Source organism: Shewanella sp. Choline-02u-19, from assembly GCF_002836205.1.
Classification (GTDB): Bacteria; Pseudomonadota; Gammaproteobacteria; order Enterobacterales; family Shewanellaceae; genus Shewanella.
Map to the genome: position 1 here is coordinate 3,308,537 of NZ_PJBE01000013.1, position 20,892 is coordinate 3,329,428.

The following is a 20,892-nucleotide window of genomic DNA, read 5'->3' on the forward strand; positions in this document are numbered from 1 at the left end:
ATCGCTTGCCGACGATGGGAACGAGTTATACTTCTTCTATTGGCTCACTAAAAAAGCTACCTTGACCCGCACTCACGCCTAAAATTTGTAACGTCTGCCACTCTTCAAAAACTTCAACACCTTCAGCGCAAACTTGCACATCGGTACGATACAGACCAGCAATTAAACTGCGGATAAAAAGTTGGTTCTCCGCTCGCAGGTGGATTTGACTGACGATAGAACGGTGCAGTTTAATTAACGAGATAGGATAACGTTGTAAATACTCGGTACTCACAACTTGTTGCCCCACTCTGTCGACACAGATCCCCGCCCCCATTTTACTGATCATATCAAGCGGCTCAGTCAGTACATCTTGATGATGCACTAGAATATCTTCATTTATCTCAAAAATGATCCGCGGGACTAAGTGCCGATATTCCAACAATGTGGTTTTTAACCAGCGCACGAATGCTCGGCTGGTTAATGTATCTAAACTCAGGTTAATACTGAACTTAAGGCTAGTATCATTTTGTTTTGGCAACACATCAAACAGCACCATCTCGATAACCTGCCTTTCTATTTGAGGGATGAGGCCGCACTTAATTGCCATGGGGAGGAAAAGGGTAGCTCGGACCAAATTCCCTTGAGTATCTCGCAGTCGACAGGACACTTCTTGATGATGCGCAGTTAAATCACTATCAACAACGGGCTGCGAGAATAAAAAGACTCGCTTGCTAACGAGCACGTTCTCCAAAAAGCTACGCCAACGCACAGAGCCTTTAGACAAATCACCATCAACAGCGCCCTTGTCATACATAAACCAGCTACTACCGCCTTGAAACTGAGCCGAGCGCAAAGCGAGCTCCGCCTCTTCCACTAAAGCATCTTTGTCATCACCGACTTTAAAATAGGCCCCACCTAGATGCAGAAAATCATCAGGTGTATCGAGCAAGCTATCAATCTGGCTCAAACTCACCCGTAACAACTTCGCCGCAACTTGATCCGCTTCTTTTTGTGAAATTTGTGGCACCACCACCGCGAACTGATTATAGGAGCGGCGCGAGAAAATGATGTTAGCTTTGCTCGCTAAAATTTGATTAATAGTGGCGATGATTTGTGACAGTATTTCATTGACCTCTTGCTCACCAATTTCTCGGTTTAATAGATCTAGGTCTTCCATCTCAAACAGATACAACACACCGGGTGTCATCATGCCTGCACTATTACTCAGTGCATCCAAACGGTTTTTTAGGAACAAACGGTTGCCAACACCCGTTTCGGCATCAAGAAAAGTGTTGGAACGTATAAATTGATCAAACCTCGCCCGCTCTTTATGGGCATCATGCAGTTCAAGCAGTAGCTGCGTCATGGCGCGGTTAATCATCCGAGGCCTTCCATGCCCCTTTTCTGCCAATGCTTTATCGCGCTTACCCGTTAAGATGAGGTTTGCCCGTTGCGTGAGATCTTCGATGCCATTAAGTTGGTCCGAAAACCATCGAAAGCCAAATCGAACAAACAGCATGACAGCGAGACAACCCACCAACAGAATCATCCATTCATAAGCACTGACTTCATGCTTATTAAACGGCTGTGGTAATGCCAGTTCCATCATTAGGCCATTTTCAAGCTGACTGCTGTATTGCACACCACCAGGTTGAGGCTTTAGCGCCTTATATTCAAATAGAGTGACATTACCTTTAGTCAGCACAAATGATTGCGCTTGGTAGGCATGTAGCAATGGTGGCAACCAATTATTAAGCTGCCACTTCTCTTCTGGTGCCACAGTGACGGCAAACTGCTGTTGTAACATGCCCTCTAGTTCTGACACTTTTTGCTGTTGAAACGCATAGGTCAGCTGCACGAAACTGAACATAGCGGTTAAAAAACAGATAAAGGCGACACCAACTAACGACATCAGCCAAAAGCTAGTGAGTTTCTTAGTAAGAATTCGAGTGAGTATCATATACCCATCCTACTTGAAGATGCTCGTTTCAGAGGCATTGTGCCAGTTCAATTCTAGGCGCGTTAACATAGAAATGGTTATTCCCTTTTAAGTTAGTGCAACAACGAAGTGAGCTTGCACAACGCCTTCTGCGATGGGTTTTAATGGGCTTTACTCCGTGTTATTGATTTTACTAAGGGAACGACCATTAGTGGCAATCAATGCCTTGATTAAAGCCCATTAAACTCCCACTGAATCCTGCATATTCAGGCAAGATGGGTATATGTCCGCTTCCTGCAGGATCTTATTTTGATGTAGAAGAATTATCCCGCAAATAGCGGCTTATTTGAGGATTATTAAACAGCAGGTGATAAAAGGCAAAATAAAAACGACAGAAAATAAAAAAGGGGCCTAAGCCCCTTTTCTTATTCACTCGCAAATCAGTGATTACGACTCCATATAACCGATAGGTAACGTCGTAATATGAGCCACACCCGACTCGATGGCAGCAAGGGCTACCGCTTTAGCAACATTCGGTAATAAGCGCGGATCCATTGGTTTAGGAATAACGTACTCGGCACCAAATTCCAGAGAGCTAACATCTGGATATGCAGCAAGCACTGATGCTGGCACGGCTTCTTTAGCTAAGCTTGCAATAGCATGCACGGCAGCAATTTTCATTTCGTCATTAATCTTCGATGCGCGCACATCTAATGCACCACGGAAAATGAATGGAAAACACAATACGTTGTTAACCTGGTTTGGATAGTCACTGCGACCCGTTCCCATAATTAAGTCTTTACGGGTTTCATGGGCGATTTCAGGTCTAATTTCAGGATCTGGGTTTGAACAAGCAAAAATCACCGGGTTTTCAGCCATCAAGGCTACATCTTCAGCGCCAAGCACATCTGGGCCAGATAAACCTAAGAAAGCATCTGCACCCTTGATAACATCTTGTAGCGTGCGCTTATCCGTATTATTTGCAAATAAGGCTTTATATTCGTTAATGTCTTCGCGACGAGTGTGGATTACACCTTTTCTATCTAACATGTAGATATTTTCGCGTTGAGCACCACAATTAACCATCATTGTCATACAAGCGATGGCAGCAGCGCCAGCTCCCATACAAACAAATACAGCTTTTTCCATCGACTTACCTTGGATCTCTAACGCATTGATCATGCCTGCGGTAGTCACAATCGCAGTACCGTGTTGGTCGTCATGAAAAACAGGCACATTACAACGCTCAATCAAGGCTTTTTCTATCTCAAAACACTCTGGCGCTTTAATATCTTCAAGGTTAATACCACCGAATGTATCGGCAATCGCTTCAACTATATTAATAAACTCTTCTGAAGTTCTGTGTTTTACTTCGATATCAGTCGCATCAATATTGGCAAAATGCTTAAACAATAACGCTTTGCCTTCCATCACAGGCTTAGATGCCAACGGGCCTAAATTACCTAAACCTAGAATGGCGGTGCCATTAGAAATAACTGCAACTGTGTTGCCTTTACCGGTATAGCGATATGCATTTTCAGGGTTTGCCGCTATTTCACGCACTGGTTCAGCCACACCTGGGCTATACGCCAGTGCAAGGTCCATGCTCGTTTCTGCGGGTTTTGTTAGGCAAACTGCTGTTTTACCTGGTACGGGTAATTCATGATAATCGAGGGCTTGTTGACGAAGATCTGCCATTTTTCTAATCCTGAGTGCGACTAATGTTATCCAAAGCGAAAGGTCGACAGCTAAACGGTTATTGAAGCTGTTTAGGTTGAGGTCGGTATCGTGTATTACCTAAACAATAAACGTAAGCTGATAGCCGCTAAGATACTCGAATATAGGAGCATTTCAAATAAGATCTTTCAAAATTTTAACTTTATCGCTATATATTATTCCAAACTGTCTTTTTCGACGGTTATCTGTGATGGATGAGTGCCATTTATGCGCCATTTACTGTAAGAAAAGTACACCTTACCGCGCACTATTACCTGGCTTTGCAGCAGATTAAGATTCAATATGTTATTAAACTTACTGATATCTTGCTTAGATATCATCAAAACCAACTTATCATCGATTAACAGCGCTAAATCCTGACCTTTTCTTTCATAGCCAGTCACCACCCCTCTGACCTCTCGCCATTGGTTGCTATCGCTTCTTGAAAGGTGTGCAGGTGACTTAGCTTGGTAGTCAAGATTCTGCCATAAACCTCGTTGATTTGTCCGCGCATCATCTTCAATGTCTGCTAAACATTGCCAAAAAAAGTCATTTTGAAACACCTTGGCTTTAGCAAAGCCGTTACTGAGTAGCAACTCCTGCAGATGTTCACCTGCTGCGGTATACACATAAGCAAGTGTACGGCCGTATGGATCCAGTTTTTGCTGCCCAAAAACAAGCTTAAGCGATTGTCCTGGTTTGATTGTACTTTGTAGGAATGATTTAGCCTCGGCGGCGTATGGGTCTGAAAGATCTTTAAACTGGAAATCAATTTCAGGAGTATCAACACCGATGAACCGCACCCGTCGACCATCTTTTAGGGTAATAGTGTCGCCGTCATTGACGTAATCAAGCACCACGGTTTCATCAAAGCTAGTCGGCACACATTGGCTGGCGTGCACTGGCGGAAGACTCAAAACTAATAATAAGGCGCAGAGTGATGTTTTAAAGTCCATTAGGATCCTGTTGAGTCGTCAAATAGACATATATCGGTAAGAAAGATAAAAAAGCTCAACCTCAGAATAGCAAAAAGGCGCCAGAAGGCGCCTTTTTTAAATTCATTGCAGAAGTAATTACTTCTTGCCAAGTGCACCAAAGCGCTTGTTGAACTTATCGATACGTCCGCCAGTATCCGTAACTTTCTGGGTACCAGTGTAGAATGGGTGACATGCACCACAAACGTCTAAATGTAAGTCTTTACCGATAGTAGAGTTAATTTTGATAACGTTACCACAAGTACAAGTTGCAGTGATTTCTGCATAATCAGGATGAATACCTGCTTTCATTGGAATTACCTCAAGGTTAAGGCCATGTCGCTCTTCCAACCCGAAGTCGGACACCACATGCAGTTAATAATAGTTTAGGGCGCAGGATTATACAGCATTTAAGCAATAGATCCAGCTACCCGTCATGAATCACCATAAATAGAATCAGTGAGCGCGCTATCCTACCCTAAGTTGCTGCAATCCCTAGTACATCGAATCAAATAATTTTTCGGCAGCCTTGGCATCAGTATATTTATCTATTATTGCTACAGAAGGACATTTCAATAATGCATCAGCCTTTAAACCATTGATTTTGTTTTTATTAAAAGCACGCGGATTCGCCTCATAAATGGCAAGTATTGCACCATAAGTGTTGACTCCCCACACTTTAGATTGACGTAAACCAATACGCCAGAGTGTTTCGCTACCATTAAAGTCTACAGTACAATTTTCTTCGAGTTTAACCCCGATAGGCGCCGTGCTGGTCGTTAACGAATTTGAAATCGTTTTTACAGCACCGTTTGCTTTCTCATCGACCTTCGCTGGCGATGGAGTGTATGCCGTATGCGGCACATTCTCGACAGGGTTATCACTGAATAAATTAAGGACCGTGACTTCTCGCCAGCGGTTTATTCGATGCTCTTTCACCACCAACACCGCTTCACTATCGACAACATCGTCAACCCCGGTAACTAACACTAGGAAATGACTCAACGGTGAACTCACAAGGCGCTCTTCTCCGGTCGATTGCCGTAAAAAGAACTGCACCTTATTGGGGTTCTTATGGCTTGAAATGATATTCACTTTAAGTTTTGGGTACTCTCCCAGCTCAAATAACCTTTCATTTATGCTTACATGAGAAACTTCAGCTGTAACCGCTGTGCTAAACAGCGCTAACGTCGTTAATGCTAATATTATTATTCTTTTCATCGTTTCCTTTTCTAGCGCATCATAATAAGTTAAATCTGACTGGCTCTCCAAGACTCGCCTCGGTACACTACAGGCTTATCTCCTATTGAAATAGAGTTTTATGCCTTTGTTTGTTGAGGTCGCCCTGCCCGTTCCAATGCGGCAAACCTTTAGTTACCAAGTTCCTGAGCATATCAACATCGTTCCTCAAAAAGGCATGCGAGTACAAGTGCCATTTGGTCGACAGCAGCTTATTGGCCTTATTACAGCCATAACGGATACTTGTAATTTAACGCCTAAGCAAATAAAGCCAATTGTTAGCATTTTAGACGATGTACCATTATTACCTGATTCACTGTATAAATTAACGGCTTGGGCTGCAAGATATTACTTCTGTAGCTTAGGACAAATGCTATCACAAGCGATACCCGTTGCACTGAGAAAAGGGGCGGAGTCGAAAGCGGCGACGGCGTCCTATTGGACTTTAACGGATGCGGGACGCGCTGCAGATGTTAATCAACTCAACCGTGCACCCGCGCAACGCAAACTGTTTAACGCCTTAGCTGAACGTGATCTCGAACAGCACGAAATCGCCGCATTAGAACTCAGTAAAGCAGCTCTAAAAGCGCTCGATGATAAAGGCTGGATAACGAAGAACTCACGTGTTGTGTCCGTTGATCTCAGCTGGCGAACCCAGCTTGAAATGACTGAAGAGCCGCATAGACTCAACCCAGAACAAGCCATTGCCGTCGCAACACTCACGCTGCAATCGGGCTATCACTGCACTTTACTCGAAGGCGTTACGGGCTCGGGGAAAACCGAAGTTTACTTGGCTTTATTAGAAACAATATTAAAGCAGGGCAAGCAAGCGCTCGTTCTAGTTCCGGAAATAGGCTTAACCCCCCAAACCATTAGCCGATTCAGACACCGCTTTAATGTCAAAGTGTCGGTCATTCATTCAGGTTTGACTGACAATCAACGATTAGATGCATGGCGCCACGCCAAAACGGGCGAAGCAGCCATTATTATCGGCACGCGTTCGGCGTTATTTACGCCGATGGCTTATCCTGGGGTGATCATTTTAGACGAAGAGCACGACTCGAGTTTTAAGCAACAAGAAGGTGTGGGTTATCACGCACGTGATCTTGCCGTCATGCGCGGGCATCTAGAAGATATTCCAGTTCTTTTAGGCACAGCAACACCGTCACTGGAAACCTTGCAAAATGCACTCAGTGGTCGATATGAGCATTTGCAGCTAGGTCAACGTGCAGGCAATGCAGAAAAAGTGCGTCAAGGCATAGTCGACATTCGTAATCAGCCACTGCGCACCGGTATGTCGCATGCATTGTTGAATGAAATGCGCATTCACCTTGATGCTGGCAACCAAGTCATTTTATTTCTCAACCGACGGGGCTTTGCTCCCGCGTTAATCTGCCATGAATGTGGACATCTACATGAATGCGATCGCTGTGATGCCTTCTTTACTGTGCATCAAGCCTTAGGTGAGATCCGCTGCCATCACTGCAGTAATCAATATGCGATCCCCAAGCAGTGCCATCAATGTGGTAGCACCATGCTTGCTGGCCAAGGTGTGGGTACCGAGCAACTCGCCAGCTTCCTTGAGAAAGAGTTTCCCAACCACCCAGTTGTGCGTATCGATCGCGACACCACGCGCAATAAGGGATCGTTAGAGGCCCATCTCAATGCGATACATAAAGGCGAATACAAAATTTTAGTCGGCACCCAAATGCTAGCAAAAGGCCATCACTTTCCTGACGTGACCTTGGTCGGGCTTTTGGATGTCGACGGCGCGCTCTTTAGTGCTGACTTTAGAGCACCTGAACGTTTCGGCCAGCTTTACACTCAAGTCTCAGGTCGTGCCGGTCGTGCGAGCAAACCTGGAACGGTATTATTACAAACCCATCAAAGCGACAACACCATGCTTCGAGAACTCATGCATAAAGGCTACGGTGAGTTTGCTCGCAATCAGCTCAATGAGCGCAAACAAGCATTACTCCCGCCCGCTTGGCATATGATCCTCATTCGCGCAGAAGCTCACTTGGCTGCGGACGCCGATGCACTGCTGAGTCAAATAGGCGCGCTGCTGCCACAAAACGAAGAGTGTGAAGTGATTGGGCCTATGCCTGCCCCGCTGGATAGAAAGGCCGGTAAATATCGTCGCCAGCTACTCTTCCAAACTAAAAACCGCAATCAATTACAACAAGCATTTGAACAAGCACTACCACAAATTGAACAGTTACCTCTGGCTAAAAAATGCCGTTGGAGTCTCGATCGCGATCCACAAGATCTGCTTTAAATCGATTTAATCGTCACTAAAGTAGAAAAAGTTCGCTAGAGGATAGTAATTGGGTACCACAAGCGGCTAAAATAGTCGGTTACCCCTATTACTTTTTCTTTTTGTAAGTGCCGATTAAACGCCAATGAAATCACATACTCAATCTTTACTCGCTGAATCGTTAAATGCCCTTAAACAACAAGGTGTTGTTCCTGCTGATTTTGAAGCTCGCATTCAAGTGGACCGAACCAAAGATAAGAGCCACGGTGATTTTGCTACCAACTTGGCGATGATGCTAACAAAAGCAGCGCGCAAGAATCCACGTGAGATAGCTCAACTCATCATTGATAATCTGCCTGAATCTAGCCATGTCGAAAAGGTTGAGATTGCAGGACCAGGATTTATCAACTTTTTTATCGATGACAATGCGCTCGCCAATCAACTGATGGACGCACTTAACAGCGACCACTTGGGCCTAACGTTGCCTGAGTCGCAAACGGTTGTCGTTGACTACTCGTCACCTAACCTTGCGAAAGAGATGCATGTTGGCCACCTAAGATCGACCATCATCGGTGACAGCGTCGCACGCTCACTTGAGTTTATGGGTCACAAGGTTATTCGCCAGAACCACGTCGGTGACTGGGGAACTCAGTTCGGCATGTTGCTTGCGTACATGGAAGAGTTACGTGCTGCAAATGGTGAACAAGCACAAATGGAGCTTTCAGATCTTGAAAACTTCTACCGTGCCGCTAAAGTCCGCTTCGATGAGTCTGAAGATTTCGCCAACCGTGCTCGTAAACTGGTCGTTGCATTACAATCAGGTGACGAGTACTGCAATAAATTATGGCGTGAATTTAATGACATTTCCTTGAGTCACTGCCACGAAATTTATGAACGTTTAGGCGTTAGCTTAACCCGTGCAGATGTTCGCGGTGAAAGCTCATATAACGCTGACTTAGAGCAAGTCGTTGCCGATCTTGATACGCTGGGCTTATTGTCAGAAAGTAATGGCGCTAAAGTGGTGTTCCAACAAGAGTTTAAAAACAAAGAGGGTGAGCCACTCCCTGTTATTATTCAAAAAGCAGACGGCGGCTACCTATACGCGACCAGCGATATGGCAGCAATGCGCTATCGCTCGAATGTGCTAAAAGCAGATAGAGCACTTTATTTTGTCGATCTGCGCCAAGCCTTACACTTCCAACAAGTGTTTAAGCTTGCTAAAACAGCCAATTTTGTTCGCGAAGAGATGAGCTTCGAACATATGGGCTTTGGCACCATGAATGGTGCTGATGGTCGTCCCTTTAAGACACGCTCTGGTGGTGTGGTTAAGCTTATTGATCTGCTTAAAGAAGCTGACATTCGTGCTCTTGATTTAGTGCGCAGTAAAAATCCTGATATGGATGAAGCAGAGCTGACTGAAATCGCTCGCGTCGTCGGTATTGCTTCCGTTAAATATGCTGATTTATCTAAGAACCGTACTAGCGATTATATCTTCAGCTTTGAGCAGATGCTGAGTTTTGAAGGTAACACCGCACCTTACCTACTCTATGCGTACACTCGTGTTGTGGGTATCTTCAACCGTGCACAAGACGTTGATTTGAGTGGTGCTACCATCGTACTTGAACACGAGAGAGAGAAAGATCTTGGCACTAAGTTAGCTCAGTTCGGTGAAGTGATGAACCGCGTCGTCAATAAAGGTCAACCACATGCACTATGTGCTTACCTATTTGAACTTGCCGGTGCATTCTCTAGCTTTTATGAAGCATGCCCAGTACTGGCTGCCGATAACGAAGCACAGAAGAAGAGCCGCTTATTATTGGCTAAGCTAACAGCGAAAACACTTAAGCAAGGGCTGAACTTGCTAGGACTAGACACTTTAGAGCGGATGTAATCATAACCCTATGACGAGTCGTGACTACGCAAACCGTAAACCCACGCGCAAAGGCAGTACTAAAAAGCGTGGTTCAAAGGGAAATGCCCCCAAGCGTTTCCCTGTTTTACTGCTATTAATAACGCTCGCAGGTCTAACTGGGTTTGGTTATGTATTATGGTTATTAAGCAGTGAAGATGAAATCGTAACAACACCGGTTGTGGTTGAAGAACCAAAGAAAGCCAGTGTTAAAAAAGATCCTAATGCGCTACCGCCAGCCCCAAAAGAAGAGTGGACCTATCTTAAGGAGCTGGAAAACAAAAAGGTCGAAGTGGACCTGCCTGCAACTTCCACTAAGCCTAAGCGTCCTTACCAGATGCAATGCGGTTCATTTAGAAAGGAATCTCAAGCAAATTCGCTTAAGGCAACCATTGCGTTCCAAGGGTTGGAAGCGCAAGTGCGTAAAGTTAAAGGCACTAGTGGAATGTGGTATAAGGTCGTTCTAGGGCCTTACGACAAGAAACGTGATGCTGAAAGACAGCGCCATGTACTGCAAAACTCTGGCACTAACGGCTGCCAAATCTGGTTTTGGGAAAGTTAAATCCCGCTTCAGAATCTAATCTTAAAGCGCTACTCATGTAGCGCTTTTTTATTGCTTTAACTAAAAGCCTATACGTCATTTAATTGTTTTTTATTACGCTATTGGATATTTGCTTCCAATGACCTGCGGTCAGCGTATCAGCAGACACTACTGAAGTACGCCGCAAGCAAATTTGATCTCCAGAGATGGAACAAAACAGACCTGTTTCCGAAGGCCTCAGCCGTATTTACACTGGGTTAGAAAAGCGCAATTCTCAGCATTTTAGTTTTTAAATTGAAAACACTATGACCACCATCTCCTTGAACTCATTGATAACACCCATTCCCCATCGAAGTTGCCGAAATACGTAGACATTAATGCCGTGGAACCATCATGGATGATGGTTCAGGCTCGGGGGTACATGGATGTACCATCTGAGCCGTTAGACAATTTTTGTTGAAGTATGAGGAAGACAACTTCGTCCGGGCGGCAGGGGCGATCCAAGAGGGGATATTGCTGTTGATCCCCTTTTGGCCGAGTGTGGGATGGAATCCCACGACCTTTATCAAGCGGAGTTTGATTATCTCAATTTATATGTGGGCGAAGCACCACGACTTACCTCGGCCGTAAGACCGAAGCTTTCAATAGCAATCAGATAACCACTCATAGACCGGCCATGACCAGCAAATAAGCAGACCCTAGCTGAGTCAGGCTAGCAATCCAAGTTCCCCCCCTTGATATTTACTCAACTCCCCCCCATATCTCTATTATCACCAACCAGCAGGCACATTGTCGCTGGCTAGAGAAGAGGATTTATCGTGACCACTATCGTATCAGTACGCCGAAATAACCAAGTGGTTATCGCCGGTGATGGCCAAGTTTCTCTTGGTAATACCGTGATGAAAAGCAACGCTAGAAAAGTTCGTCGTCTATACCACAATAAGGTATTGGCAGGCTTTGCTGGCGGTACAGCAGATGCATTTACATTATTCGAGCGCTTCGAAGCCAAACTCGAAATGCATCAAGGCCATCTTATGCGCGCAGCCGTTGAAATGGCCAAAGACTGGCGTTCAGACAAGGTGCTACGCAAACTAGAAGCACTGTTAGCTGTCGCTGATGGTGAATCGTCATTGATCATTACCGGTAACGGTGATGTTATTCAGCCAGAAAATGACTTAATTGCTATAGGTTCTGGTGGCAACTTTGCCCAATCAGCAGCCATAGCATTGCTTGAAAACACCGATCTTAGCGCCTTAGAAATTGCAGAAAAGTCATTAACGATTGCCGGCGGCATCTGTGTTTTCACCAACCAATTTAAGACCATCGAAGAGTTAAAGTACTAAACGAACTTTCGTTTATACCCAAGACTGATGCTTAAGCATGAGGAAATAATATGTCTGAAATGACACCGCGTGAAATTGTTCACGAACTAGATAGTCACATTATTGGTCAGCAAAAGGCCAAACGCTCAGTCGCAATCGCGCTACGTAATCGCTGGCGCCGTATGCAACTGGATGCTGACCTTCGTCAAGAGGTCACACCTAAAAACATTCTAATGATTGGCCCAACAGGTGTGGGTAAAACTGAAATTGCCCGCCGTTTAGCACGCCTTGCAAAAGCACCGTTCATCAAAGTGGAAGCCACTAAGTTCACTGAAGTGGGTTATGTCGGTAAAGAAGTTGACCAGATTATTCGCGACCTTACCGATTCAGCCATTAAGCTGACACGTGAAGAGCAGATGGCTAAGTGTAAATTTAGAGCCGAAGAAGCCGCTGAAGAGCGCATTCTTGATGCCCTATTGCCTAAACCAAAAGAAGATTGGGACAGCGAAAAACCTAGCGACAATAGCACTCGCCAAGTTTTTCGTAAAAAACTACGTGAAGGCCAGTTAGACGATAAAGAGATTGAAATTGACGTCTCTGCGCCACAAGCCGGTATTGAAATCATGTCGCCTCCAGGCATGGAAGAGATGACCAACCAGCTACAAAGCATGTTCCAGAACATGGGACCCGGTGCGAGCAAGCGCCGTAAAATGCCGATTAAAGAAGCCTATAAACTGCTTATAGAAGAGGAAGCGGCCAAACTCGTTAATCCTGATGATCTGAAAGAGCAAGCGATCGAATTGGTTGAGCAGCACGGTATCGTTTTCTTGGACGAGATTGATAAAATTTGTAAGCGCGGTGACTCTTCAGGCCCAGACGTTTCTCGTGAAGGTGTGCAGCGTGATCTGCTTCCTTTAGTTGAAGGTTGCACGGTTAATACTAAACACGGTATGGTCAAAACAGATCACATTCTGTTTATTGCATCGGGTGCATTCCAGATGTGTAAGCCGTCAGATCTGATCCCTGAGCTGCAAGGCCGCTTGCCGATTAGAGTCGAACTTGATGCGCTATCAGCAGGTGATTTTAAACGTATTTTGACTGAGCCGTTCGCATCGCTAACTGAGCAATATGTTGCCCTTATGGGGACTGAAGGCGTTAAAGTTGAGTTTACCGAATCGGGTATCGACTCTATTGCTGAAGCCGCATGGCAAGTCAACGAGCGCACAGAAAACATTGGTGCCCGTCGTCTGCATACTGTGATGGAGCGTTTGATGGAAGAGTTATCTTACGAAGCGTCTGACAAATCAGGTTCTGTAACACTAATCGATGCCGATTATGTGAGCGCACATCTCGATAACTTGGTCCAAGATGAAGATTTGAGTCGCTTTATTCTCTAATCTTGCAGTAACCAAACGCTAATTTAGTGATGGCGGTTAAGGACAGTTCTGTGCTTAACCGCTATTCTGTTTTATGAACCGAGACTTTTAATCATTGGTAGACTTATGACTCAAGATAACACCCCTAATGTTGAATCCTTAAAGCTTAAGCGTAAATCTCGCCAGCTAGAGGTGCACTTTGATAATGGCGACATTCATCAGCTGAGCTGCGAAATGCTAAGGGTTTACTCTCCATCAGCAGAAGTACACGGTCATGGCAATCCAGTACTGGTTACCCACAAGAAAATGGTCAATATCTCTGCCATTGAGCCTGTCGGCAATTATGCCGTTAAAATCATCTTTGATGATGGCCACGATACAGGGCTCTTCTCATGGAAGGTGCTTTATGACTTAGCCACTCATCAAGTCGACTTATGGGAAAAGTACTTAGCGCGATTACGAGCAGCAAAAGCCAGCCGCGAACCGCTTATCGATATGGCAGTGAAATACCACAAGTAACAGAGTGTTTATTCGAAATGCTCCGCCCAAAAAAGGCGATCGACGTCACACTCCAAGTTGTAGCAAAAAACACTCCATCACAAAATGACGCAGATAAGCGTCATTTTTTGTGATCAAACAGTAGATCCTGTGTATTAATCCCCCTATGCGGACTTATGTCCTCCACGGATTATAAACAGACAATTACTATCGAGAGTAATCAAAATAGAGGATTACTCATGACTGCACATATTAATGGTAAAGCCGGTGATTTTGCCGAAACCATCATCATGCCTGGCGACCCACTTCGCGCTAAGTATATCGCTGAAAACTTTTTAGATGATGCGGTGGAAGTGACCAATATCCGCAATATGTTTGGCTATACCGGTTTTTATAAAGGCCAACGTATTTCTGTTATGGGCCATGGTATGGGTATTCCCTCTATGGTGTTATACGCCCATGAACTAGTCACTGATTTTAATGTGAAACGTATCATCCGCGTCGGTAGCCTTGGTGCAACCCAACATAACGTCAAGATCAACGACGTCATCCTAGCGCAAGCTGCAGGTACTGATTCACCCACTAATGCCAAGCGTAGTAGTGGTTATCAAATGGCGACCTCTGCCACATTCGATCTGCTGCACAAAGCCTACACCATCGCTCAACAGAAGCAGATCAACGTTAAAGTGGGTAATGTGTTCAGTGGTGACATGTACTACGATCCAGATGAAGATATGATCCCAGCATTAGAACGCTTTGGTGTATTAGGTGTTGATATGGAAGTCGCTGGCTTATATGGCCTAGCGCATCACAAAGGTTTCGAATCACTCGCGATTCTTACCGTTTCAGACCATTGCTTAACGGGCGAAGAGACCAGTGCTGAGGCTCGACAATTAACCTTTAATCAGATGATAGAGCTGGCATTAGAAACAGCCTGTCAGTAACGCTTTATTAAGCCGCTCGAAGCATCCCTTTGCGCGGCTTAACTTTAACGCTTGATATAGTGATACTAGGAACTAATGATGAAAAATAAAATATCCTTAACCTTGCTCAGCTTTTTAGCCAACTTTGTAATGGCAGGCTTTGCGACCCAGTTCGGCATGCTGATTGAACCTATAGCTGAGAAGTTTTCAGCTAACGTCAATGAAGTCGCCTCAATATTCTCACTGCTTAATGGCGGAGCCCTCGCGGGTACTATTGCTGCTTTTTTCTTAATTGAAAAAATCGGTGTAAAACGCATGACACTTATTAGCTACGTGAGCATAGCACTCAGTGCAGCAGCATTACACTTCACCGGTTCACTCACTGTTGTGATGATCGCAATGACGATTATCGGACTTTGTGGCGGTGTTGGCCTTTGTATCGCAGGTACTATCGTAGTATCGGTATGGAAAGATAAAATCCAAAGCACCATGCTCGTGGTACAAGATGCCACCTTTAATGTAGCGGGCGTTGTATTCCCACTCATTACCACTTATGCATTAAGCCATGCACTATCTTGGAGCTTCAGCTATTTGGCCGTGGGTATCGTTGCATTAGCGACGGCAGCCATTGCACTTGCGACCAACTTTGAACTTGTTGAAAATCAAACATCAGCAGAAAATGGTAAAGATGAGTCTGAGTGGAACTTAGGCATCATTAGTGGCGGACTGGGTTTATTCCTTGGCATGCTAGCACTCTACACCTTCCTAACTTGGGCACCGATGTTCGTTAAAACCAAGTTCGATATTCCATTCGAGGAAGCGGGTAATATTATCACTCAGTACTGGTCTGCCGCGCTAATTGGTGCGCTAGTGTCGACGGTGATTGTATCAAGAGTTAAGATTCAGCACTTCATTATGGGGATGATTTCACTGGCTTTTATCATCACCAGTTTGATTGTAACTACAGATAATTTAGCGTGGATTGGTTACCTAACCTATGGCTATGGCTTTGCTTGTGCCGCGCTTTATAACGCCTTTATTGCTTACGGTGTGTCATTTGTCAAAAATGCCAGTAGCCGGAACGTCTCTTACATTTTGATTAGTGGTAGTGCGGGCGCAATGTTCAGTCCTGCAATTAGCTCACTATTTGAAAGCATTATTGGCTTACAAACCGTTATGTATGCCATACCAGTGATCTATGGATTAATCATCGTCATGCTAGTGCTCTCTATGCGCCAAAAAATCGGCCATACTGCGCAAGTTGCATAATTAACCATTAACACCTTATCGGTCCCAAGCCTTAAGACTAAGGTTTGGGACTATTCGATAAAGGCTTTTAGGCCGGCTAAATCACAAATTATCAGCCCCTCTTTATCTCGCTTAATCAAGGCTAAATCTTCCAACTTTTTAACTGCACGGCGATAAACTCTATCGGTTGTCGCAAAGCGTTCAGCTTCTAAATAGCACTTAGTGAAGCCCTCTACTGGCTGATCTTTTAAATACTGATGATAGAGGTCGTAAGCAATATTATAAGCGATGGGGTATAACATGCGGCGGGTGAAAATATCCACAGTATCTTGATAGTCTATGGCGATAGCACTGGCAAAAAACAGTGCAAACTGAGGCGTTTTTAATAAAGCCTGTTGTAACTTATCGCCATTAATAATTGAGATTTCTAATGGCTCTTCGGCAATAATATCTAACTGGCACAAGTAGTGAGTAAAAAACTCCATCTCCCCAAACAGCTGAGAATCGCAAGTCATGGTTCCCAACTGAAAGCTACGGCCATTTCGAGCGGTATAACCCATTGAGATACGGCCATGTGGCACCAGTATGAGGTCGTTAACCTTTTGGCCTTGCTCCATTAGTCGATGTTGTGCAGTCACCGTTTTCGTTTCGGTAATGCACTCACGCATAGTCTGCTCAATGGCATCATGTTCTTGATGCCATAATGAATGAAAACGCCCTTTCTCGAGTGGTTTTAGCTGCATAGTATTGCCGATATGGATTTATGTTAGGCGAAAGACTTAAGCATTATACCTCTTTAAAAGTCAGTAGTAATAGCGCACGCCTAGGTATGTACAGCGGCAGCATTGTCTCTTTATATTAGTGACATACTAAATCCCAGTAGTAACCATTAGTTTTAAGGGCTCTTTTTTTGCCAGCTCTGAGGTAAATTGACTTGCGACCAAAGTGACTGGCATAACTCCTCAGGCTGATTCCAATCGCCCTTAAGTAACCAGCTGACTAACTCATCTGCCACTTGAGGATAGTCTATAGATTCGGGCGTCGGTGACTTTAACCAACGCCGCAGTGCATCAGGTTCTAAACATGTTTTCATGCACTCAGCGGCCCCCAGTAGTTCAAGTGCTGCGACATTAGATAACTGTTCAAATTGGCCTAACAATGGCTTGATCAGCAGTTTTTTACCCAAGGTTAACGCTTCACTGGCAAGCTCAAAACCCGCATTGCCAATCACACCACCACAGCTTGCCATTGCCGCTTTAAAACCATCGCGGTCAAAACCATGCCATTTAATATGTGACGGCATTGACTGATGAGTTATCCCTGCGTGGTACACCAAAAAGGTGTAATCAGTAAAAGGCGCCAAGAAGTCTACAATTGCATCTGGGGACTCAAAAGGCAGATAGACTAATACTTGATGCGCTAACTCTTTCTCAACTTTATCAACCTCGACAAAAGGTGGCAAAATGGGGAAGCCAAAGTGATGCCAATGGCAGCCTAACGCTATATCCACTGGTGCAAAGTAGTTCAACATCGTTTCGTTAAACCAACTGTCACCCACTTTAGGCACCGAGAAATTAAGCGCGGCTTGATGGCTGATACCAATGGACGGCACACCTTGATTTTTAGCTGCCCAAGCGGATACGGGCTCAAAATCATTAAGGACCAGATCATAGCCGCTTAAATCTAGGTTTTTGACATCTTTAACGAATCCAAACCACGCGTTCATCTTAGCGGTTTGCCCCACATTCACGCGACCATCTTTAGTCGCAAACGTCAGGCCTGATTGCACCCGATATTGCCCAAAGCACTGCATATCAAAAAATTGCTCCGAAGAGCGGCCGGAAAAGAAAAAGTCTACGTCGACTCCTTGCTTATGCATCGCTTTAGCCATCACTCTTGCCCGACTTAAATGGCCATTTCCAGTGCCTTGTACTCCATAGAGGATCTTCAATGCGCTCTCCTAAATAATTTGCTGACTAAGCACAACAGAAGCGATACCGAGTAAGGCACCGGCGATAATATCCAGCGGATAGTGAACCCCTAAAATAATGCGCGACAGACCAATGCCTATTGCCCAGCACGTGGCAATATAAAACAGTTGTGGATAGATAAAGTAGATGCTTGTAGCCATCACGAATGCAGCAGCGGTGTGACCCGAGGGCAAACTAAATTTGTCAGCGGGTTCAAAACGGGCAATGCCATCAGCAAGCGCATGGCAAGGACGTTGTCTACGGATCATATTTTTAAGCAGAAAATAAAGCGGCAACTCAACCAAATATGAAGCTAATAGCGTATTAAGCAGTGACTCGCCATTACTATCTAGCAGTAAAAACAGCACCACCATGTATAGGTAAACAGGTCCGTTACCTGAGGCCGAAAGTGATAAAGCCAACGGTTGTAAACCATGCTGCTGGCCTTGCTTAACCACAAATTGATAGCCACTGCGATCTAGTCTTGATATTGAGGTGATCATTGCAAACTCCAAAATCATTATTTAATAGCAAGCTATGAAAAATCCATGACGTGAAGGTGACAGCGACCCTAAAGTTTTATGACACTGTGTAAAAGTAGACGTTATCGTGTTGGATGATTATCGAGGAGAGATGAAAAAATAAGAGAGGAAAGAGATTTGCTAACCTAATTATCCGTAGATAATCAGGCCAGCGTGAAATACCCAAGTCGCTTAGGTATATCTACTCATTAATCAGTAGCAAGCTCAACATTATTGCGATTACGGTAAATCTTTAGCAAGTGGTAAATATTAATACATGCAACAAAGGCATTCATACCCGCAACAGGCCATGCTTCAATTGACGCTCCATAAATAACAAACAGTGAACAACCGGTAAAGTTCAAACATCTCAACCAGGTAATGTCTTTCATCATTAGCGAAATCGCGACCATAATTGACGCAGCATAACCGATGATTTCAATAGTATTAATAGCTTCCATAAGGCACCTTTTAGGCCCTCTGCCGTCCCTAAGCTAACCGGGGGATCCGTGCCCCTAAAGCGACTCAAAAATTAAGTTAAGTTAATATGTCTACACTTATGCTAACAAAAATACACCATCTTGGTAATAAAAAAACGTTATATAATGACCTATGTCATATTTTTGCTGAATTAGTAACCTAGATGTCGAAATATTACCACAACATAGCTGAGTGATGCGTTTATCGGCAATTGCGTGATTGATAAGACTTTTCTTTTCAACAATCCCTTATATACTGGTTAAATTACTCTTTTGCTCAAATTACTGAGCTACGCCTATCTACCAGGAGCGTTCTTATGGAATACAACACCTCAGAACTTTGTGACACTTATATCGATGTAGTTGATGTTGTCGAACCCATGTTCAGTAATTACGGTGGTAGTAACTCTTTTGGTGGCTCGATTAGCACCATCAAATGTTTCGAAGATAATGGCCTCATCATCGATGCTCTACAGGAAGATGGTGAAGGCAAAGTATTGCTCGTTGACGGCGGTGGTTCACTGCGTCGCGCCCTACTCGACTCAACGATTGCCCAAGTGGCTGTGGACAATAATTGGGAAGGGATCATCATCTATGGTTCAATTCGTGATGTTGATGCATTAGAAGATTTAGACATTGGCATACAAGCGTTAGCCTCTATTCCCGTTGGCGCCGATAGCCATGCCATTGGTGAGCTTGAAGTTCCAGTCAATTTTGGCGGCGTGAGCTTCTTACCCGGTGACCATGTTTATGCCGATAACACTGGCATGATTTTATCACCTGAACCGCTCGACATTGATTAATCAAATAACACATTTAGATTAAATCTCGATTAAATCTAACCAACTAAGCCAGCCGAAGTGCTGGCTTTTTTGTGGCTGATTGTTCAGCAAGGCTTGCGGTGTTAACCCAAGGGCTTACACTGTCGGTAATGAGCACTAAAATATAAGAATAACTCAATGCAGTATCTCAGCCCTTTCACCACCATTAAGCTTGAGAGCTTACTCACGCCGAGAGCTGGCGAAACCAAACTCGGACAACGAGTACACATTCCTACAGCGACAAATAGCCTCTCGGCAATACTAGCACAGGCCAAGGCAGCAGATGTCCGCTTTGCGATTATTGGCATTGGCGAAGATATTGGCCCCCGTGCAAACCTGGGCAGAGGTGGCTCTACAGACGCTTTTGACAGCGCTATGAAACAGTTTCTCAATTTTCAATCCAACCGCTTTTTAAGCGGTAACCAATGTTTAGTCTTAGGCCAAATAGAAACCACTGACTTACAATTGCCAGACAACAGTACCGCAGAGCAACTACGCCACAATGTAGAGCAGTTAGATTTAAGAGTGATCGAGGTATTATCTCGCGTAATGCAAGCAGGGTTAGAACCCATTGTGATTGGCGGTGGGCACAACAATGCCTACGGTTTACTGATGGCCGCTAAAGCCAGCCATAAGCGCCCAATTGCCGCCGTGAATCTAGACCCTCATTCAGATTTCAGGCCAAAAGAAGGTCGCCACAGTGGTAACGGATTTAGTTACGCTGCCGCTTCTGGTGCACTGGGTATTTATCATGTACTTGGACTGCATGAGCTAAAAAACAGCGAAGCAACATTAGAACAACTCAAAGCATTTGGTGGCCACTGGCATACTTTTCAGCAAATTTGGGTGCGTCGAGAACTAAGCTTAGAAACCGCGTTGAAATCCATTACCAAAGAGCTCAATAACAGCTCGCTACCGGTGGCGGTTGAGCTCGATTTAGATGCCATAACGAACATGCCGAGCAGCGCTTCAACCGCAGCAGGAGTGCCTTTGCTCGATGCATTACACTACGTCAGCTATGTTGCTAAGCATTGCCCTTGTGCCTATTTACATTTAGCCGAAGCGGCTCCAAGTTGCCATGTTGCAGGCGTCGATGCCGGCTACCGTGAAACAGGACAAAGTATTGGCGAGTTGATCTATAGCTATATCAACGGACGTATTAATGCATTGTAGTAAA

19 protein-coding genes are annotated in these 20,892 nt (G+C 44.6%); 10 read left to right on the forward strand and 9 right to left on the reverse strand.

Annotated features, from left to right (window positions below; all coding sequences use genetic code 11):
- Positions 1-25: 25 nt before the first annotated feature.
- The 5 genes from csrD to CXF83_RS21150 all read right to left on the reverse strand — a co-directional run bounded on the left by csrD (position 26) and on the right by CXF83_RS21150 (position 5,832).
- Positions 26-1,942, reverse strand: coding sequence for an RNase E specificity factor CsrD (csrD, locus tag CXF83_RS21130; protein ID WP_101089820.1), 1,917 nt, complete (start codon positions 1,940-1,942; stop codon positions 26-28).
- Between the two features lie 426 nt (positions 1,943-2,368).
- Complete coding sequence (locus CXF83_RS21135; protein WP_101089819.1) at positions 2,369-3,619, reverse strand: malic enzyme-like NAD(P)-binding protein; 1,251 nt, start codon at positions 3,617-3,619, stop codon at positions 2,369-2,371.
- Between the two features lie 194 nt (positions 3,620-3,813).
- Positions 3,814-4,593, reverse strand: coding sequence for a thermonuclease family protein (locus CXF83_RS21140; RefSeq protein ID WP_101089818.1), 780 nt, complete (start codon positions 4,591-4,593; stop codon positions 3,814-3,816).
- A 117-nt stretch (positions 4,594-4,710) separates the two neighbouring features.
- Positions 4,711-4,923: a 50S ribosomal protein L31 gene (rpmE, locus tag CXF83_RS21145; protein WP_101089817.1), complete on the reverse strand. Its 213-nt coding sequence runs from the start codon at positions 4,921-4,923 to the stop codon at positions 4,711-4,713.
- Positions 4,924-5,106: 183 nt separating this feature from the next.
- On the reverse strand, positions 5,107-5,832 hold the full coding sequence (locus tag CXF83_RS21150; protein ID WP_101089896.1) for a FimV/HubP family polar landmark protein: 726 nt from the start codon (positions 5,830-5,832) through the stop codon (positions 5,107-5,109).
- 100 nt (positions 5,833-5,932) lie between these two features.
- On the opposite strand from CXF83_RS21150, the gene priA reads away from it, so the two are divergent.
- From priA to tsgA, 8 genes are all read left to right on the forward strand, one after another.
- Entirely contained in the window at positions 5,933-8,128 is a 2,196-nt protein-coding gene (priA, locus tag CXF83_RS21155; RefSeq protein ID WP_101089816.1) for a primosomal protein N', read from the forward strand.
- Between the two features lie 124 nt (positions 8,129-8,252).
- Positions 8,253-9,998 carry an arginine--tRNA ligase gene (argS, locus tag CXF83_RS21160; protein ID WP_101089815.1) on the forward strand — a complete coding sequence of 582 codons (1,746 nt, stop codon included), beginning with the start codon at positions 8,253-8,255 and terminating at the stop codon, positions 9,996-9,998.
- Between the two features lie 10 nt (positions 9,999-10,008).
- On the forward strand, positions 10,009-10,578 hold the full coding sequence (locus tag CXF83_RS21165) for an SPOR domain-containing protein (RefSeq protein ID WP_101089814.1): 570 nt from the start codon (positions 10,009-10,011) through the stop codon (positions 10,576-10,578).
- 797 nt (positions 10,579-11,375) lie between these two features.
- Positions 11,376-11,900, forward strand: coding sequence for an ATP-dependent protease subunit HslV (gene hslV / locus CXF83_RS21170; RefSeq protein ID WP_101089813.1), 525 nt, complete (start codon positions 11,376-11,378; stop codon positions 11,898-11,900).
- A gap of 50 nt (positions 11,901-11,950) precedes the next feature.
- Positions 11,951-13,276, forward strand: coding sequence for an ATP-dependent protease ATPase subunit HslU (gene hslU / locus CXF83_RS21175; protein WP_101089812.1), 1,326 nt, complete (start codon positions 11,951-11,953; stop codon positions 13,274-13,276).
- A gap of 105 nt (positions 13,277-13,381) precedes the next feature.
- Positions 13,382-13,774 (forward strand): gamma-butyrobetaine hydroxylase-like domain-containing protein, encoded by a 393-nt coding sequence (locus tag CXF83_RS21180; protein WP_101089811.1) that lies wholly within the window; start codon positions 13,382-13,384, stop codon positions 13,772-13,774.
- 218 nt (positions 13,775-13,992) lie between these two features.
- Entirely contained in the window at positions 13,993-14,697 is a 705-nt protein-coding gene (gene deoD / locus CXF83_RS21185) for a purine-nucleoside phosphorylase (protein ID WP_101089810.1), read from the forward strand.
- Positions 14,698-14,775: 78 nt separating this feature from the next.
- On the forward strand, positions 14,776-15,945 hold the full coding sequence (tsgA, locus tag CXF83_RS21190; protein WP_101089809.1) for an MFS transporter TsgA: 1,170 nt from the start codon (positions 14,776-14,778) through the stop codon (positions 15,943-15,945).
- Positions 15,946-15,995: 50 nt separating this feature from the next.
- Here tsgA and CXF83_RS21195 read toward each other — a convergent pair whose 3' ends face one another.
- The 4 genes from CXF83_RS21195 to CXF83_RS21210 form a co-directional block, all read right to left on the reverse strand.
- Positions 15,996-16,667: a Crp/Fnr family transcriptional regulator gene (locus tag CXF83_RS21195; protein WP_101089808.1), complete on the reverse strand. Its 672-nt coding sequence runs from the start codon at positions 16,665-16,667 to the stop codon at positions 15,996-15,998.
- A gap of 152 nt (positions 16,668-16,819) precedes the next feature.
- Positions 16,820-17,875 (reverse strand): MJ1255/VC2487 family glycosyltransferase, encoded by a 1,056-nt coding sequence (locus CXF83_RS21200; RefSeq protein ID WP_101089807.1) that lies wholly within the window; start codon positions 17,873-17,875, stop codon positions 16,820-16,822.
- A 9-nt stretch (positions 17,876-17,884) separates the two neighbouring features.
- Positions 17,885-18,397 (reverse strand): phosphatase PAP2 family protein, encoded by a 513-nt coding sequence (locus CXF83_RS21205; RefSeq protein ID WP_101089806.1) that lies wholly within the window; start codon positions 18,395-18,397, stop codon positions 17,885-17,887.
- A gap of 227 nt (positions 18,398-18,624) precedes the next feature.
- Positions 18,625-18,876 carry a YgjV family protein gene (locus tag CXF83_RS21210; protein ID WP_101089805.1) on the reverse strand — a complete coding sequence of 84 codons (252 nt, stop codon included), beginning with the start codon at positions 18,874-18,876 and terminating at the stop codon, positions 18,625-18,627.
- A 335-nt stretch (positions 18,877-19,211) separates the two neighbouring features.
- On the opposite strand from CXF83_RS21210, the gene rraA reads away from it, so the two are divergent.
- Entirely contained in the window at positions 19,212-19,697 is a 486-nt protein-coding gene (rraA, locus tag CXF83_RS21215; protein ID WP_101089804.1) for a ribonuclease E activity regulator RraA, read from the forward strand.
- 156 nt (positions 19,698-19,853) lie between these two features.
- Positions 19,854-20,888 carry a formimidoylglutamase gene (locus CXF83_RS21220; protein ID WP_101089803.1) on the forward strand — a complete coding sequence of 345 codons (1,035 nt, stop codon included), beginning with the start codon at positions 19,854-19,856 and terminating at the stop codon, positions 20,886-20,888.
- Positions 20,889-20,892 lie beyond the last annotated feature (4 nt).

Excerpts from the sequence above, each read along its gene's own strand:
- csrD (WP_101089820.1), bottom strand. The coding sequence starts at position 1,942 with ATGATACTCACTCGAATTCTTACTAAGAAACTCACTAGCTTTTGGCTG.
- CXF83_RS21135 (WP_101089819.1), bottom strand. The coding sequence starts at position 3,619 with ATGGCAGATCTTCGTCAACAAGCCCTCGATTATCATGAATTACCCGTA.
- CXF83_RS21140 (WP_101089818.1), bottom strand. The coding sequence starts at position 4,593 with ATGGACTTTAAAACATCACTCTGCGCCTTATTATTAGTTTTGAGTCTT.
- rpmE (WP_101089817.1), bottom strand. The coding sequence starts at position 4,923 with ATGAAAGCAGGTATTCATCCTGATTATGCAGAAATCACTGCAACTTGT.
- CXF83_RS21150 (WP_101089896.1), bottom strand. The coding sequence starts at position 5,832 with ATGAAAAGAATAATAATATTAGCATTAACGACGTTAGCGCTGTTTAGC.
- priA (WP_101089816.1), top strand. The coding sequence starts at position 5,933 with ATGCCTTTGTTTGTTGAGGTCGCCCTGCCCGTTCCAATGCGGCAAACC.
- argS (WP_101089815.1), top strand. The coding sequence starts at position 8,253 with ATGAAATCACATACTCAATCTTTACTCGCTGAATCGTTAAATGCCCTT.
- CXF83_RS21165 (WP_101089814.1), top strand. The coding sequence starts at position 10,009 with ATGACGAGTCGTGACTACGCAAACCGTAAACCCACGCGCAAAGGCAGT.
- hslU (WP_101089812.1), top strand. The coding sequence starts at position 11,951 with ATGTCTGAAATGACACCGCGTGAAATTGTTCACGAACTAGATAGTCAC.
- CXF83_RS21180 (WP_101089811.1), top strand. The coding sequence starts at position 13,382 with ATGACTCAAGATAACACCCCTAATGTTGAATCCTTAAAGCTTAAGCGT.
- deoD (WP_101089810.1), top strand. The coding sequence starts at position 13,993 with ATGACTGCACATATTAATGGTAAAGCCGGTGATTTTGCCGAAACCATC.
- tsgA (WP_101089809.1), top strand. The coding sequence starts at position 14,776 with ATGAAAAATAAAATATCCTTAACCTTGCTCAGCTTTTTAGCCAACTTT.
- CXF83_RS21195 (WP_101089808.1), bottom strand. The coding sequence starts at position 16,667 with ATGCAGCTAAAACCACTCGAGAAAGGGCGTTTTCATTCATTATGGCAT.
- CXF83_RS21205 (WP_101089806.1), bottom strand. The coding sequence starts at position 18,397 with ATGATCACCTCAATATCAAGACTAGATCGCAGTGGCTATCAATTTGTG.
- CXF83_RS21210 (WP_101089805.1), bottom strand. The coding sequence starts at position 18,876 with ATGGAAGCTATTAATACTATTGAAATCATCGGTTATGCTGCGTCAATT.
- rraA (WP_101089804.1), top strand. The coding sequence starts at position 19,212 with ATGGAATACAACACCTCAGAACTTTGTGACACTTATATCGATGTAGTT.
- CXF83_RS21220 (WP_101089803.1), top strand. The coding sequence starts at position 19,854 with ATGCAGTATCTCAGCCCTTTCACCACCATTAAGCTTGAGAGCTTACTC.